Source organism: Burkholderia sp. BCC1985 (assembly GCF_905339915.1).
GTDB lineage: Bacteria > Pseudomonadota > Gammaproteobacteria > Burkholderiales > Burkholderiaceae > Burkholderia.
Window position 1 is genome coordinate 128,374 of the sequence record NZ_CAJPGY010000010.1, and the last position, 14,729, is coordinate 143,102.

General features: G+C 68.2%; 12 protein-coding genes and 1 other RNA gene. 8 read left to right on the top strand and 5 right to left on the bottom strand.

Translation table 11 applies throughout. The annotated features are described in order from the left end of the window. Window positions 1-34 precede the first annotated feature (34 nt). The 3 genes from ubiG (at window position 35) to ssrA (ending at window position 1,850) form a co-directional block, all read left to right on the top strand. Complete coding sequence (gene ubiG / locus U4Z31_RS12790) at window positions 35-733, top strand: bifunctional 2-polyprenyl-6-hydroxyphenol methylase/3-demethylubiquinol 3-O-methyltransferase UbiG (RefSeq protein WP_321810513.1); 699 nt, start codon at window positions 35-37, stop codon at window positions 731-733. 13 nt (window positions 734-746) lie between these two features. Next, window positions 747-1,463, top strand: coding sequence for a phosphoglycolate phosphatase (gph, locus tag U4Z31_RS12795; protein ID WP_321810514.1), 717 nt, complete (start codon window positions 747-749; stop codon window positions 1,461-1,463). Between the two features lie 17 nt (window positions 1,464-1,480). Beyond that, window positions 1,481-1,850: a transfer-messenger RNA gene (gene ssrA / locus U4Z31_RS12800) on the top strand. Between the two features lie 268 nt (window positions 1,851-2,118). On the opposite strand, the gene U4Z31_RS12805 is transcribed toward ssrA, so the two are convergent. From U4Z31_RS12805 to U4Z31_RS12815, 3 genes are all read right to left on the bottom strand, one after another. Continuing rightward, window positions 2,119-2,472, bottom strand: a complete 354-nt coding sequence (locus U4Z31_RS12805; RefSeq protein ID WP_059599002.1) for a DUF4148 domain-containing protein — start codon at window positions 2,470-2,472, stop codon at window positions 2,119-2,121. 306 nt (window positions 2,473-2,778) lie between these two features. Next, window positions 2,779-3,048: a hypothetical protein gene (locus U4Z31_RS12810; RefSeq protein ID WP_044844846.1), complete on the bottom strand. Its 270-nt coding sequence runs from the start codon at window positions 3,046-3,048 to the stop codon at window positions 2,779-2,781. 101 nt (window positions 3,049-3,149) lie between these two features. Then, window positions 3,150-4,256, bottom strand: a complete 1,107-nt coding sequence (locus tag U4Z31_RS12815; RefSeq protein WP_044844847.1) for a substrate-binding domain-containing protein — start codon at window positions 4,254-4,256, stop codon at window positions 3,150-3,152. Between the two features lie 130 nt (window positions 4,257-4,386). Between U4Z31_RS12815 and U4Z31_RS12820 the strand changes: the two genes are divergently transcribed. The 4 genes from U4Z31_RS12820 to U4Z31_RS12835 are packed head-to-tail and all read left to right on the top strand — an operon-like array spanning window position 4,387 to window position 9,689. Then, window positions 4,387-4,887, top strand: a complete 501-nt coding sequence (locus U4Z31_RS12820; protein ID WP_044844848.1) for an NAD(P)H-dependent oxidoreductase subunit E — start codon at window positions 4,387-4,389, stop codon at window positions 4,885-4,887. Further along, entirely contained in the window at window positions 4,884-6,461 is a 1,578-nt protein-coding gene (locus U4Z31_RS12825; protein WP_321810515.1) for a formate dehydrogenase beta subunit, read from the top strand. The genes U4Z31_RS12820 and U4Z31_RS12825 overlap by 4 nt, the downstream gene beginning before the upstream one ends. Window positions 6,462-6,478: 17 nt before the next feature. Then, window positions 6,479-9,430 carry a formate dehydrogenase subunit alpha gene (gene fdhF, locus U4Z31_RS12830; protein ID WP_321810516.1) on the top strand — a complete coding sequence of 984 codons (2,952 nt, stop codon included), beginning with the start codon at window positions 6,479-6,481 and terminating at the stop codon, window positions 9,428-9,430. A 7-nt stretch (window positions 9,431-9,437) separates the two neighbouring features. Continuing rightward, window positions 9,438-9,689: a formate dehydrogenase subunit delta gene (locus tag U4Z31_RS12835; RefSeq protein ID WP_124487818.1), complete on the top strand. Its 252-nt coding sequence runs from the start codon at window positions 9,438-9,440 to the stop codon at window positions 9,687-9,689. 8 nt (window positions 9,690-9,697) lie between these two features. On the opposite strand, the gene U4Z31_RS12840 is transcribed toward U4Z31_RS12835, so the two are convergent. Continuing rightward, a complete protein-coding gene (locus tag U4Z31_RS12840; RefSeq protein ID WP_321810543.1) occupies window positions 9,698-11,362 on the bottom strand; it encodes an FAD-dependent monooxygenase in 1,665 nt (554 codons plus the stop codon). Window positions 11,363-11,492: 130 nt separating this feature from the next. Between U4Z31_RS12840 and U4Z31_RS12845 the strand changes: the two genes are divergently transcribed. Continuing rightward, window positions 11,493-13,331 carry a tetratricopeptide repeat protein gene (locus tag U4Z31_RS12845; RefSeq protein ID WP_409364200.1) on the top strand — a complete coding sequence of 613 codons (1,839 nt, stop codon included), beginning with the start codon at window positions 11,493-11,495 and terminating at the stop codon, window positions 13,329-13,331. Window positions 13,332-13,406: 75 nt separating this feature from the next. Here U4Z31_RS12845 and U4Z31_RS12850 read toward each other — a convergent pair whose 3' ends face one another. After that, window positions 13,407-14,702: an MFS transporter gene (locus U4Z31_RS12850; protein ID WP_124487816.1), complete on the bottom strand. Its 1,296-nt coding sequence runs from the start codon at window positions 14,700-14,702 to the stop codon at window positions 13,407-13,409. Window positions 14,703-14,729 lie beyond the last annotated feature (27 nt).

Here is a 14,729-nt window from a genome sequence, read left to right on the forward strand (position 1 = left end):
CGCATCGCCCTCCTTCCGTAGCCCGTTTGCCGACATGACCAACGCCGATCCGCACGAACTCCAGAAATTCAGCGACCTCGCCCATCGGTGGTGGGATCCGAATGCCGAATTCAAGCCCCTGCACGACCTGAACCCGGTCCGGCTCGGCTGGATCGATTCGCATGCGCACCTCGCCGGCAAGCGCGCGCTCGATATCGGCTGCGGCGGCGGCATCCTGTCCGAATCGATGGCCGGACTTGGCGCGCAGGTAAAAGGCATCGACCTGTCGACCGAAGCGCTCGGCGTGGCCGACCTGCACAGCCTCGAAAGCGGCATCACGGTCGATTACGAGGCGATCGCCGCCGAAGCGATTGCCGAACGCGAGCCGGGCACCTACGACGTCGTCACGTGCATGGAAATGCTCGAGCACGTCCCGTCGCCGGCCGGCATCGTCGCAGCGTGCGCGACGCTCGTGAAGCCGGGCGGCTGGGTGTTCTTCTCCACGCTGAACCGCAACCTGAAGTCCTACCTGTTCGCAGTGATCGGCGCGGAGTACATCGCGCAGATGCTGCCGAAGGGCACCCACGACTACGCGCGCTTCATCCGCCCGTCGGAACTGGCGAGCTTCGTGCGCGGGACCGATCTGCATATCGTGGAGATCAAGGGCATCACCTATCACCCGATCGGCAAGCGCTTCGCGCTGTCGAACGATACCGACATCAACTATCTCGTCGCGTGCCGCCGCGGCGCGTGACCTTCCGACCGGCATGACGACTCCCCTTTCGACCGGGCGGCCCGCACTCGACGAGCCGCGCCTGCTGCACTGCGATGCCGTGCTGTTCGACCTCGACGGCACGCTCGCCGACACGGCGCCCGATCTCGCCGCCGCCGTCAACAAGATGCAGCGCGTGCGCGGCCTGCCCGAAACATCGCTCGACGTGCTGCGGCCGCTGGCATCGGCCGGCGCGCGCGGCCTGCTCGGCGGCGCATTCGGCATCGACCCGCAATCGGCCGGCTACGAAGCGATGCGCGACGAGTTCCTGACCAATTACGCGACGGACATCTGCGTGCACACCGTGCTGTTCCCCGGCATCGGCGACGTGCTCGACGAACTCGATGCGCGCGGCGTGCGCTGGGGCATCGTCACGAACAAGGCGATGCGCCTCACCGCGCCGCTCGCCGACCTGCTCGGCCTTGCGCCGCGCGCGGCCTGCATCGTCGGGGGCGACACAACGCCGCACTCGAAACCGCATCCAGCCCCGCTGCTGCACGCGGCCGGACAGATGACGCTCGCGCCCGAGCGCATCGTCTATGTCGGCGACGACCTTCGCGACATCCAGGCCGGCAGCGCGGCAGGGATGGCAACCGTCGCGGCTGCCTATGGCTACTGCGGCGACGGTGCCGCGCCGGCCGACTGGCAGGCACAGCATCTCGTCGGCTCGACGCGGGAACTGCGCGAACTGCTGCGCGATGTTGGGCTATAATGTTTGATCTTATCCGCGGGGGCGACCTGGTTTCGACAGGGGTTGTGAAGCGGCTAGGGCATGTCGAGGACCCGTCACCTCGTTAATCAATGGGAAAATCGTAACTGCAAACGACGATACGTTCGCACTGGCAGCCTAACGGCCGCCGTCCTCTGCCTAGTTCACTGACGGGCTAGTGTCGCAAGACCGGTAGCAATACCGCCAGAGGTCATTTACGTCAGTTAAGCCCTGTCGGCGTCGCGACGCCAGGGTCGAAAACCTAGCGAATCGCCGTAGTGCAGCGTGTTCGTCCGCGTCGCTGCGGTTAAATCAAATGACTGAACTAAACATGTAGAACTAGTCGTGGAGCGCTTCTGGACGCGGGTTCGATTCCCGCCGCCTCCACCAAATTCCGCGCTTGACGCACGAACCCCGCACGACGCGAGTCTGCGGGGTTTTTTGTTGCCGGTGCGCCCCACCTCCCGCGCCCTCCGAAAAAGCGCCCGGCCCGGGCGGGCCAGGCGGAATGCCACCGATACGCCGGCGACAGGAGGTGACGGAGGTTCGGCGTCGTCCGCGTAGCGTTTGAGCGCAGTGGACGGCACCTGCCCGGCACCGCGACCGGACGCGATGCATCGTCGCACCGGCCGCGCGGCCCCGCCAGGCAATGCGCAGCTTAGCTGCCGCGATACAGCGACTTCATTTCTTCCGCGCTGGCCGGACGCACGCCGATCGCACGCGAGCCCGCTGCCGATGCGCCCTGCACCTGCGCGCCGTAGCCGCTGGCGTCGGCGCCTTGCGCCTGGGCCAACGCGCTGCGCTGCTGTTCTGCAACACGCGCGGTTGCGGCCTGGATCGCTTCCGGATAGTGCGGATCTTCGCCGCGGGCGGTGTTGTAACCGGCCTGCTGGAGCTGAACCAGTTCGGCGCGAACCTGTGCGCGGGTGAGTGCCGAACCGGACTGTGCAAACGAAACGACCGGAGCAACGAGAGCGGCAGCAACGACAACGGCTTGAACGAGCGACTTCATGATGACCTACCTCCAGATTTGTCTGATTTCGCGGTGAACACCCGTTCATCGCTGACAAACCGAAGTTTATGTAGGCGGATGCTTAAGAATAAGGCAGGTTTCAGGAAGACATCCTTCCTGGATTACGGGTTAACCCTAGAATCCCGACAGGCGCCCGATCCGGCATCGCACGATCGCACTGGACTGCGACCGGCCATAAAGCACGAGCCCCGCAAGGCAGCATGCCCTGCGGGGCTCGAAAAGAACCGCGCGGCATCGGCGCGGCCGGACAGACGCGTCGACGACAACCCGCGCGCCTGCGTTGGTTTATTGAGTGTCCAGCGGGCACTTCAGGTTGCAGCCGTTCGGATCCCCCATATCGCCCTTGCGGCGCAATGCCGACTTCTTGCCGCTCTGATATTTCTGCGACGGCGCAGACGCCGCGAACGGCATCTGCGGATGCTCGTTCAGGCGGAACTGTTCGCTCAGGATGCCGCCAGGCACGCCCGGGGAATTCTGCGCAAGCGCAAACGGCGAAACAGCGACGAGAAGCCCTGCGGTCAACGCTGCCGCGGCGAAGGGAACGGAAAGTTTCATGGCGGGATGACGCCTGAACGGCGTGCTTGTTGGAACGTTGATCAAGCGGCAAGCGTAGCGCAAATCCCTCGCTGCTGCAGCGCGGCTCGCGTGCATTCCCGTTACCGTGCGTTGCCGTCCGGCGTACCGGCCGCGACCGTACCGGCGAAGCCCTCCGCGACACCGGCCAGCGTCCCGCACGCCGCCGGATCGTAGCCGTCGAGATGCGCGACGCGCTCGACGAAACGTGCATCGCGCAGCAAGGCGAGCACGCCGGCGAGCGGCCGCGAGTCGAGCTGCGCGCGTTCGCACGCGAAGTAGTAGTCCTCGTCGACGACCGGGATGAAATCGAGCCCGAAATGACGGGCGGCCGGCTCGACGCCGAAGCCGAGATCGGCCATCCCGCTCGCGACGAACGCGGCGATCGCCGAGTGCGTGAGCTCGGCCGACGCATAACCGTCGATACGCTCGGGATCGATGCCGATCGCGCGCAACGCGAGATCGAGCAGCATGCGCGTGCCCGACCCCGGCTGCCGATTGACGAAGCGGATGTCGTTACGGGCGAGATCGGCGAGCCCGCCGACCTGCTTCGGGTTGCCGCGCGGCACGAACAGCCCCTGCTGGCGACGCGTCAGATGAATCAGCACGTGACGCGTGTCGTCGAGCCACGGCCGGTAGATCTGCGCGCACCGCTCACGGAACGCGCCGCGCGGCAGATGGAAGCCGGCCAGCTCGCATTCGCCACGCGCGAGCGCCTGCACGGCCTCGACGCTCTCGCGATACTTGATGTCGACGGCGGCCTGCGCATCGACGAGCGCGGAAACGAGCGCCGCAACCGCATAGCCGTGCGACGCATGGATGCGCACGGCGCCGTCGCGCTGTGCGAGCCGCCGGTTCAGGTCGCTCGCCACCTCGGCCGCCAGCGCGCGCAGGTTCCCGTCGAGACGGCTGCGCGCGAGCCGCTGCGCGTCGACGACCGCCTGCCCCAGTTCGGACAATGTCGATCCCTTGCCGCGCGCGGTCTCGATCAACTCGCCGCCGACGCATGCCTCCAGCGCCCGCAGCATGCCCCATGCGTGCCGATACGACAGCCCTTTCGCCTGCGCGGCCTGCGCAATGCTGCCCGTATCGGCCACGAGCTCCAGCAACGGGGCGACATCCGACAGGCTCGCCGTGCGGCCCTCCGTGTCGCGTACGGTCAGATACGCGTCGCATTCGATTCGAATCAATTATGTACTCCGATTTCCTATTGCGACTGCGAAATCTTCCGCTTATCGTTGCTCAAAATCAATCAGGACGAAGTCCCGGTGTGCACTATATGAATCAAGGGCACATATGAGACTTTGGAGGAGCACAACGATGTCCCCGAATTCCCCTGCGCCCGACGCGCTCGTCGAGCGTCATGCGCGCGCCGGCCGCTCGCTCGTCGCGATCCTGCATGCGATCCAGGACGAGGCCGGCTACGTACCGGCGGGCTGCGTCGCGCCGCTCGCGAAGGCGCTGAATCTGTCGCGTGCCGAAGTGCACGGCGTGCTCACCTACTATCACCACTTCCGCACCGCGCCGCCCGCGCGCGTGACGATCCAGATGTGCCGCGCCGAGGCGTGCCGCAGCATGGGCTGCGAAGCGCTGGCCGCGCACGCGGAAGCGCGCACGGGTTGCCGGTTCGACGCCGCGCACGGCGATGGCGCCGACGCGCACGCGCCGGGCGACGTCGCGCTCGAGTCGGTCTACTGCCTCGGGCTGTGCGCACAATCGCCGTCGATGACGGTCAACGGCGTGCTGCACGCAAAGGTCACGCCGGAGAAGTTCGACGCCCTGCTCGCCGACGCGGCCGCCCATACCCCGGAGGCCGCATGACGACCCGCATCTACGTTCCGCGCGATTCGTCCGCGCTGGCGCTCGGCGCCGACGCCCTCGCCGCCGCAATCGTCGCGGAAGCCGAGCGGCGCGGCGTCGCGATCGAACTGATCCGCAACGGTTCGCGCGGGCTGCTGTGGCTCGAGCCGCTCGTCGAGGTCGGCACGGCCGCCGGGCGCGTCGGCTACGCGAACCTGTCGGCGGCCGATGTGCCCGCCCTGTTCGACGCAAACTGGCTCGACGGCGGCACGCACCCGAGCGGCGTCGGCCTCGTCGACGCGCTGCCCTATCTCGCGCGCCAGCAGCGCCTCACGTTCGCGCGTATCGGCCTGACCGATCCGCTGTCGATCGACGACTACCTGAAGCATGACGGCCTCGCCGGCCTGAAGAGCGCGCTCGCACTCGACGGCGACGCCGCGTGCGAGCAGCTGATCGAATCGGGACTGCGCGGCCGCGGCGGCGCGGCCTTCCCGGCCGGCATCAAGTGGCGCACGGTCCGGCAGGCGCGCGCCGCGCAAAAGTACATCGTCTGCAACGCGGACGAAGGCGATTCGGGCACGTTCTCCGACCGCCTGCTCATGGAATGCGATCCGTACTGCCTGATCGAAGGGATGATCATCGCGGGCATCGCGACGGGCGCGACGCTCGGCTACATCTACGTGCGCAGCGAATACCCGCATGCGATCGCGGCACTCGAAACGGCAATCGAGCGGGCCCGCGAAGCCGGCTGGCTCGGCGAACGCGTGCTCGGCTCCGCGCATGCGTTCGACCTGCACGTCGCGAAGGGCGCCGGTTCGTACGTGTGCGGCGAGGAAACGGCGCTGCTCGAATCGCTCGAAGGCAAGCGCGGCGTCGTGCGCGCGAAGCCGCCGCTGCCGGCGCTCGCCGGCCTGTTCGGCCAGCCGACCGTGATCAACAACGTGATCACGCTCGCGACCGCGCCGGTGATCTTCGCGCGCGGCGCCGCGTTCTATCGCGACTACGGGATGGGCCGCTCGCGCGGCACGCTGCCGTTCCAGCTCGCGGGCAACATCCGTCACGGCGGCCTCGTCGAGCTCGCGTTCGGCGTCACGCTGCGCGAGCTGCTGTTCGACTACGGCGGCGGCACGGCCAGCGGCCGGCCCGCGCGCGCCGCACAGGTCGGCGGCCCGCTCGGCACCTACCTGCCCGAACACCAGTGGGACGTGCCGCTCGACTACGAGGCGTACGCGGCGATCGGCGCGGTGGTCGGCCACGGCGGCATCGTGCTGCACGACGACACGTCGAATCTCGCGGAGCTCGCCGAATACGCGATGAAGTTCTGCGCGATCGAATCGTGTGGCAAGTGCACGCCCTGCCGGATCGGCTCGACGCGCGGCGTCGAAACGATCGCGCGGATTCGCGAAGGCGACACGTCGGAGCGCCAGGTCACGCTGCTGCGCGACCTGTGCGACACGATGCTCGCCGGCTCGCTGTGCGCGATGGGCGGGATGACGCCGTATCCGGTGCTGTCCGCGCTCGACCATTTCCCCGAAGATTTCGGGCTCGCCGCCGGCAAGCAAGCCGCGTCGGGTCCGGTCAAGGCTGCGGCCTGACCCAGAAGGAGCCCTGCATGTCCCTCGACACGAACAACGTCCGCCAAGGCGGCTGCGGCTCGGGCCAATGCGCGTGCAAGAGCGCCGCTGAGGCGCGCGTGCGCGATCCGTTCGACGAAACCGACTACGGCACGCCGCAACGGCATGCCGATACCGACGTCACGCTCGAAATCGACGGCCAGCCGGTCACGGTGCCGGCCGGCACGTCGGTGATGCGCGCCGCGATCGAAGCCGGCGTCAACGTGCCCAAGCTCTGCGCGACCGATTCGCTCGAACCGTTCGGCTCGTGCCGTCTGTGCCTGGTCGAAATCGAAGGCCGGCGCGGCTATCCGGCATCGTGCACGACGCCCGCCGAAGCCGGGATGAAGGTGCGTACGCAGTCGGACCGGCTGCAGTCGCTGCGCCGCAACGTGATGGAGCTGTACATCTCCGACCATCCGCTCGACTGCCTCACCTGCCCCGCCAACGGCGACTGCGAACTGCAGGACATGGCGGGCGTGGTGGGCTTGCGCGAAGTGCGCTACGGCAACGACTGCGCCAATCACCTGCGCGACCAGAAGGACGAATCGAATCCGTACTTCACGTACGATCCGTCGAAGTGCATCGTCTGCAACCGCTGCGTGCGGGCATGCGAGGAAACGCAAGGCACGTTCGCGCTGACGATCGCCGCGCGCGGTTTCGAATCGCGCGTCGCCGCCGGCCAAAGCGAATCGTTCATGGCATCGGAATGCGTATCGTGCGGCGCGTGCGTCGCCGCGTGCCCGACGGCCACCTTGCAGGAAAAGACCGTCGTCCAGCTCGGCCAGGCCGAACACTCGGTCGTCACGACCTGCGCGTACTGCGGCGTCGGCTGCTCGTTCAAGGCCGAGATGAAGGGCACGCAGGTCGTGCGCATGACGCCGCACAAGAACGGCCTCGCGAACGAAGGCCACGCGTGCGTGAAGGGCCGCTTCGCGTGGGGCTACGCGACGCACAAGGACCGCATCACGAAGCCGATGATCCGCGAGAAGATCACCGACCCGTGGCGCGAAGTCAGCTGGGAAGAGGCGCTCACCTATGCGGCGACGCAGTTCCGCAAGCTGCAGCAGAAGTACGGCCGCGATTCGATCGGCGGCATCACGTCGTCGCGCTGCACGAACGAGGAAACCTACCTCGTGCAGAAGCTCGTGCGCGCCGCGTTCGGCAACAACAACGTCGACACCTGCGCACGCGTGTGCCACTCGCCGACCGGCTATGGCCTGAAGACGACGCTCGGCGAATCGGCCGGCACGCAGACCTTCGCGTCGGTCGGCCAGTCCGACGTGATCGTCGTGATGGGCGCGAACCCGACCGACGGTCACCCGGTGTTCGGCTCGCGCATGAAGCGGCGCATCCGCGAGGGCGCGAAGCTGATCGTGATCGACCCGCGCCGCATCGACGTGGTCGACGGCCCGCACGTGAAGGCCACGCATCACCTGCAGTTGCGCCCGGGCACCAACGTCGCGATCGTCAACGCGCTCGCGCACGTGATCGTCACCGAAGGGCTCGTCGCCGACGCATTCGTCGCCGAACGCTGCGACACGCGCGCGTTCGAGCAATGGCGCGACTTCGTATCGCGCGCCGAGAACTCGCCCGAAGCGACCGCCGACGTAACGGGCGTGCCGGCCGCGCTGGTGCGCGAAGCCGCGCGCCTCTATGCGACGGGCGGCAACGCCGCGATCTACTACGGCCTCGGCGTGACCGAACACGCGCAAGGCTCGACGACGGTGATGGGCATCGCGAACCTCGCGATGGCGACCGGCAACATCGGCCGCGAAGGCGTCGGCGTCAATCCGCTGCGCGGCCAGAACAACGTGCAGGGTTCGTGCGACATGGGCTCGTTCCCGCATGAACTGCCCGGCTACCGGCACATCAGCGACGAAGTCGTACGCACGCAGTTCGAACAGGCATGGTCGGCCACGCTGCAGCCGGAACCGGGGCTGCGCATCCCGAACATGTTCGACGCGGCGCTCGACGGCAGCTTCAAGGGCCTCTACTGCCAGGGCGAGGACATCGTCCAGTCGGACCCGAACACGCAGCACGTCGCGGCCGCGCTGTCGTCGATGGAATGCATCGTCGTGCAGGACATCTTCCTGAACGAAACCGCGAAATACGCGCACGTGCTGCTGCCGGGCTCGACGTTCCTCGAGAAGGACGGCACGTTCACGAACGCGGAGCGCCGCATCTCGCGCGTGCGCAAGGTGATGCCGCCGCTCGCGGGCTACGCGGACTGGGAAGTGACGCTGCTGCTGTCGCGGGCGCTCGGCTACGACATGCACTACACGCATCCGTCGGAAATCATGGACGAGATCGCGCGGCTCACGCCGACCTTCTCGGGTGTGTCGTACGAGAAGCTCGATGCGCTCGGCAGCATCCAGTGGCCGTGCAACGAGCAGGCGCCGGACGGCACGCCGACGATGCACATCGACGCATTCGTGCGCGGCAAGGGCCGGTTCGTGATCACGCAGTTCATTCCGACGCCGGAAAAGGTCACGCAGCGCTATCCGCTGATCCTGACCACGGGCCGCATCCTGTCGCAATACAACGTCGGCGCGCAGACGCGCCGGACCGAGAACGTGCAGTGGCACGAAGAGGACCGTCTCGAGATCCATCCGCACGACGCGGAGGATCGCGGAATCCGGACCGGCGACTGGGTCGGCATCGAATCGCGGGCGGGCCAGACCGTGTTGCGCGCGCTCGTGTCCGACCGCATGCAGCCGGGTGTCGTGTACACGACGTTCCACTTCCCCGAATCGGGCGCGAACGTGATCACGACGGACAGCTCCGACTGGGCGACGAACTGCCCGGAATACAAGGTGACGGCCGTGCAGGTGATGCCGGTCGCGCAGCCGTCGGACTGGCAGCGCGCGTATGCGCGCTTCAACTCGGAGCAGCTCGACCTGCTCGAGCGCCGCGCCGCCACGCCGGCCGCCGTGACGACGGGCAAGTGAGGACGCGATGGACAACGGACACCTGGTCGACATGGCCAACCAGATCGGCGCGTTCTTCGAATCGATGCCCGATCGCGAAGAAGCGCTGAGCGGGATCGCCGAGCATATCCGGCGCTTCTGGGAACCGCGGATGCGTCGTGCATTGCTCGCGGCGCTCGACGATCCGTCGAGTGAGGCCGGACAACGCGCGGCGCCGATCGTGCGCGACGCGATCGCCGCGCACCGCGCATCGCTCGTACCGGCCGCGGCCTCCGCCTGAGCGCCCCGCTACGCAGGCACCGACATGCCCGCGAACCAGCTTTCGCAGTGGCGCAGCAGCGCGTTCGCGTCGGTGGCGGTACGGCCGCGCACCGCGATGTAGCCGTCGGGCCGCAGCAGGTAGAACGACGGCCTCGAGCGGCCGTATACCTGCGCAAGCCCATCCGTGCCGTCGCTTTCGGCATCGGCGACGCGCCATGTTCGCACGGCGCCCGGCATGATCCGCTCCAGGCCCTGCACAAGCGCCTGCGCATCCGCGGGCATCGGCGGCACGTCGCCCGTCTCGCCGGCGTCGGCACCTGCCGGTTCCTCGAGCAGCAGCAGCGTAAAGCTCGCCGGGTCGTGCAGGTCGTATAGCCGCGCGGTTCCGGGCGCCCGGCCGAGCGGCCCGTCGACCACGTGCACGAGCGCGTCGGGCGCGCGCTCGCCTGCGCGCGGCCCGCCGTCGAGCACGCGTTCGAGCGTGAGCGGGCTTTTCCGGTATTGCACGCCGAGCTCGCTGACGGTGCGGCGCACCGCGTCGCGCACCGGCCCGAACGACGCCAGCAGCGGCACGACGTGATCGCGCAGCAGCTTCATCGCGCCGTGGTCGGCTTCGACGATCTGCGTGACGAGGCCGGTCTGCCGCAATACGTCACGCTCGATCGGGTGGCGCTCGGCGTGATACGTGTCGAGCAGGCGCTCCGGCGTGCCCGCGCCGAGCACGCGCGCGAGCTTCCAGCCAAGATTGAACGCTTCCTGGATGCCCGTGTTCATGCCCTGCGCGCCCGCCGGGCTGTGAACGTGCGCGGCGTCGCCCGCGAAGAATACCCGCCCGTGACGCAGTCGCTCGACCATCCGGCTATGCAGGCGGAAATACGTCGACCACGCGAGATCGCTCGGCGCAATCGACGCACCGACGCGCGCGCGCACGATCGCCTCGCATTCGTCGAGCGACGGAGTCGAGGGCGTGGGTCCGTCGGGCGATGCGTCGCTGCCGGGCGGCCGGTCGGCAACGAGCCGGTAGCGGCCGCCGCCCATCGGAAACAGCCCCGCGATGCCGTCGGGCGTCGTGAACAGATGGATCTCCTCGTCCGGCCAGTCGGGTATCGCCGCGAAATCGGCGAGCAGGAAAGTCTGCTCGAACGCATGCCCGGCGAAGCCCAGGCCAAGCAGGTGGCGCACCGTGCTGTGCGCGCCGTCGGCGGCGATCAGGTACGAGGGCGCGAACGCCTGTTCACGACCGTCGGCATCGCGGATCGTCACGTCGAGCGACGGTCCGCCCGCATCGCATGCGGTGAGCGTGACGCCGCGTTCGACGGTCACGCCGAACCCGGCCAGATGCTCGGCGAGCAGCCGCTCGGTGATGCTCTGGTCGAGAAACAGCAGATACGGATAACGCGTTTGCAGCGGATCGAAATCGAGCCGCGCGATCACGCGGCCGTCCGCATGCAGCGCGGCCGCATGGGCGCGATGCCCCAGCGCGAGAAACGGTTCGACCGCGCGATGCTGCTCCAGCAGTTCGAGCGTGCGTGCCTGGATGCCGATCGCGCGCGAATACGGCGCGGGCACGGCCAGCCGGTCGATGATGCGCACCGGCACGCGGGCGCGCGCGAGACTCATCGCTGCGGCAAGGCCGGTGGGGCCTGCGCCGACGATCAGCACGGGCGGGATATCGAGCAGTGTGTCAGCCATGAGAACCTCGATGACACGCGATTGTGCAAGTCTACGCCGCTCCGCGTGACGGGGCCATATGCCGACCGGCCGATCTGGGGTGCCCGCGCGCAGTGTGGGAAAATACGCGCTTTCCGTCAGTTTTCGCGTCATGGAATCCGCATTCGACCGAGCGTATGCCGCGCACCGCGCGGGCCGCCTCGCCGAGGCCGAGCACGGCTATCGCGCCGCACTCGCCACCCATCCCGCCGACGCCGACGCGCTGCATCTGTTCGGCGTGCTGCGGCATCAGCAGGGCCAGCATGCCGAGGCGGCCGATCTCGTCGGGCGTGCGGTCGAGTTGCGCCCGAACGACGCCGCGCTGCAGCTCAATCTCGGCAACGCGCTGAAGGCGCTCGGCCGGCTCGACGAAGCGATCGACCGCTTTCGCAACGCGCTGACGCTCGCGCCCGAATTTCCGCTCGCGCACTACAACCTCGGCAACGCCTATGCGGCACTGCAGCGCCACGAAGATGCCGTCGACGCATTTGCCCGCGCACTTCGGCTCACACCGGACGACGCATCGATCCACAACAACCTCGGCAACGCGCTGAATGCGCTCGGCCGTCACGACGATGCGCTCGCCGCGTTCCATCGAGCGCTCGAGCTGCGGCCCGGGCATGCCGGCGCGCACAACAATCTCGCGATGGCGCTGAACGCGATGGGCCGGGCCGACGACGCGATCGCCCATTTCCAGGCGGCGATCGCCGCACAGCCACGCTTCGTCGCCGCGCATTTCAATCTCGGCAACACGCTCGAGGCGCTCGGCCGTCATGGCGAAGCCGCCGCCGCATTCGAAGCCGCGCTCGCGCTGCACCCGCCGTTTCCGCTCGCCCTCTTCGGGCTCGCGAACGCGCTGTGCGCGCAGGCACGCCAGCGCGAAGCGCTGCCCTACTACGAACGCGCGGTCGGTCTCGATCCGTCGTTCAGTCTCGCGTGGTTGAACCTCGGCAACGCGCATCACGCACTCGGCGCGCACGAGATGGCGCTGCGCGCGTTCGACCAGGCGCTGCGCGTCGCCCCCGACCTGAAACTTGCGCAGCTGCACCGCGCCGTCACGCTGCTGACGCTGGGCGACTTCGCCCGCGGCCTGCCCGCGTACGAAACGCGCCACGACACGCCGGGCGCGACGCCGCTCGGCACGCTGCCGCGCTGGCAAGGCGAGCCGATTGCCGCGCGCACGCTGCTGATCCGCGCGGAACAGGGCTTCGGCGACACGCTGCAGTTCGTCCGCTTCGTGCCGCTCGCCCGCGCGCGCTGCGCGCGCGTCGTGCTCGAAGTGCAGCCGGAACTCGTCGCGCTGCTCGCACCGGCCGCGGCACGCTGGCGCGTGACGCTCGTCGCGCAGGGCGCCGCGAAGCCGCCGGCGGCGGACATCGCATGCACGCTGATGAGCCTGCCGTTCCTGCTCGGCCTGCAGCCGGCCGACATCGTCGCGGGCACACGCTACCTCGACGTGCCGGACAGCACGCAGCGGCGCTTTCGCGGCTCGCTGGGCGGCCAGTCGAAGCGCAAGTTCGGCCTTGCGTGGACGGGACGCCGGCAGGCACAGGAAAACCGCTCGATGCCGTTCGACGCGCTCGCGCCGCTGCTCGCGCTGCCGGACATCGACTGGATCGTGCTGCAGCCGGCGCTCGACGACGACGAACGGGCACGCGTCGACGCGCATCCCCGCATGCATCGCCTCGACGGGCGGCTGAACGACTTCGCCGACACGGCAGCGCTGATCGAACGGCTCGACGGCGTCGTCACGATCGATACGGCGGTCGCGCACCTCGCGGGCGCGCTCGGCAAGCCGCTGTGGATCATGCTGCCGTTCGCATCCGACTGGCGCTGGTTCACCGGCGACGACTGTCCGTGGTATCCGCGAGCGAGGCTCGCCCGCCAGTCCGCACCGGGACAATGGCTCGACGTGGCGGCGGCGGTCGCCGCCGCGCTGCGCGACGCCTGAATACCCGAGCGCAGACAAAAAAGGGAGCGCGGCGCGCTCCCTTTTTTCAGTCGACGTGATGCGATACAGGCGGCGTCAGGCCGACTTGTACTGGTTGCGCGCTTCGCGCGTGCGATACAACACGAGCGTCGCGATCAATCCGCAGAATGCGGCGACGCTCAGCCACAGCCCCGGTGCCGCCTTGTTGCCGGTCTGGTGGATCAGCAACGTCGAGATCGCCGGCGTGAACCCGCCGATCGTCGTCGCGAGGCTGTACGCGAGCGAGAAGCCGGCCGTGCGCACATCGGCCGGCATCACTTCGGTCAGCGCGACGACCATCGCGCCGTTGTACGAGCCGTACAGGAACGACAGCCACAGCTCGACCGCGAGCAGCCGCAGGAACGACGGATCCGCCACGAGCCACAGCACGGCCGGATAGGCCGACAGCAGCGTGAGCACCGTGAACGCAATCAGCACCGGGCGGCGGCCGATGCGATCCGACAGCGCGCCGGACAGCGGCAGCCAGACGAGATTGGACAGGCCGACGCAGACGGTCACGACGAGTGCGTCGAGCGACGACAGGTGCAGCACTTCCTTGCCGAACGTCGGCGTGTATGCGGTGATCATGTAGAACGACACCGTCGTCATGATCACCATCCCCATGCCGGCGATCACGACGCCCCAGTTTTCGAGCATCGAGCGCATGATCTCGCCCATCGTCGGACGGTGACGCTTCGCGAGGAATTCGTCGGTTTCCTTCAGCGAACGGCGGATCAGGAACAGGAACGGAACGATCAGGCAGCCGATCAGGAACGGAATGCGCCAGCCCCACGCGGTCATGTCCTCGGCCGGCAACGCGCGGTTCAGCAGCACGCCGACGAACGCGGCGAACACGACCGCCACCTGCTGGCTGCCCGATTGCCACGACGTATAGAACCCCTTGTGCCCCTTCGTCGCGATCTCCGACAGGTAGACGGACACGCCGCCGAGCTCGACGCCCGCGGAAAAGCCCTGCAGCAGCCGGCCGAGCAGCACGAGCACCGGCGCGAGCACGCCGATCGTCGCGTAACCCGGTATCGAGGCCACCGTGAGCGTGCCGAGCGCCATCAGCCCGAGGGTCAGGATCAGCCCCTTGCGGCGGCCGTGATGGTCGATGTACGCGCCGAGCACGATCGCGCCGACCGGGCGCATCAGGAAGCCCGCGCCGAACACCGACAGCGACAGCATCAGCGACGCGAACGCGTTGCCGCTCGGAAAGTACGTTTTCGCGATGGCCGACGCGTAATACCCGTAGACCATGAAGTCGTACATTTCCAGAAAGTTGCCGCTGACGACCCGGAACACGGTACGGAATTTCGATTCCTGCGCGACGGCGTGTGTGGCTGTGGACATGGCGTTCTCTCGGCTCGGAAGGCGCGA

Coding starts and splice junctions, on each gene's coding strand:
- U4Z31_RS12845 (WP_409364200.1), top strand. CDS start 11,493: ATGGAATCCGCATTCGACCGAGCGTATGCCGCGCACCGCGCGGGCCGC.
- U4Z31_RS12810 (WP_044844846.1), bottom strand. CDS start 3,048: ATGAAACTTTCCGTTCCCTTCGCCGCGGCAGCGTTGACCGCAGGGCTT.
- U4Z31_RS12825 (WP_321810515.1), top strand. CDS start 4,884: ATGACGACCCGCATCTACGTTCCGCGCGATTCGTCCGCGCTGGCGCTC.
- U4Z31_RS12805 (WP_059599002.1), bottom strand. CDS start 2,472: ATGAAGTCGCTCGTTCAAGCCGTTGTCGTTGCTGCCGCTCTCGTTGCT.
- U4Z31_RS12820 (WP_044844848.1), top strand. CDS start 4,387: ATGTCCCCGAATTCCCCTGCGCCCGACGCGCTCGTCGAGCGTCATGCG.
- fdhF (WP_321810516.1), top strand. CDS start 6,479: ATGTCCCTCGACACGAACAACGTCCGCCAAGGCGGCTGCGGCTCGGGC.
- gph (WP_321810514.1), top strand. CDS start 747: ATGACGACTCCCCTTTCGACCGGGCGGCCCGCACTCGACGAGCCGCGC.
- ubiG (WP_321810513.1), top strand. CDS start 35: ATGACCAACGCCGATCCGCACGAACTCCAGAAATTCAGCGACCTCGCC.
- U4Z31_RS12850 (WP_124487816.1), bottom strand. CDS start 14,702: ATGTCCACAGCCACACACGCCGTCGCGCAGGAATCGAAATTCCGTACC.
- U4Z31_RS12840 (WP_321810543.1), bottom strand. CDS start 11,362: ATGGCTGACACACTGCTCGATATCCCGCCCGTGCTGATCGTCGGCGCA.
- U4Z31_RS12835 (WP_124487818.1), top strand. CDS start 9,438: ATGGACAACGGACACCTGGTCGACATGGCCAACCAGATCGGCGCGTTC.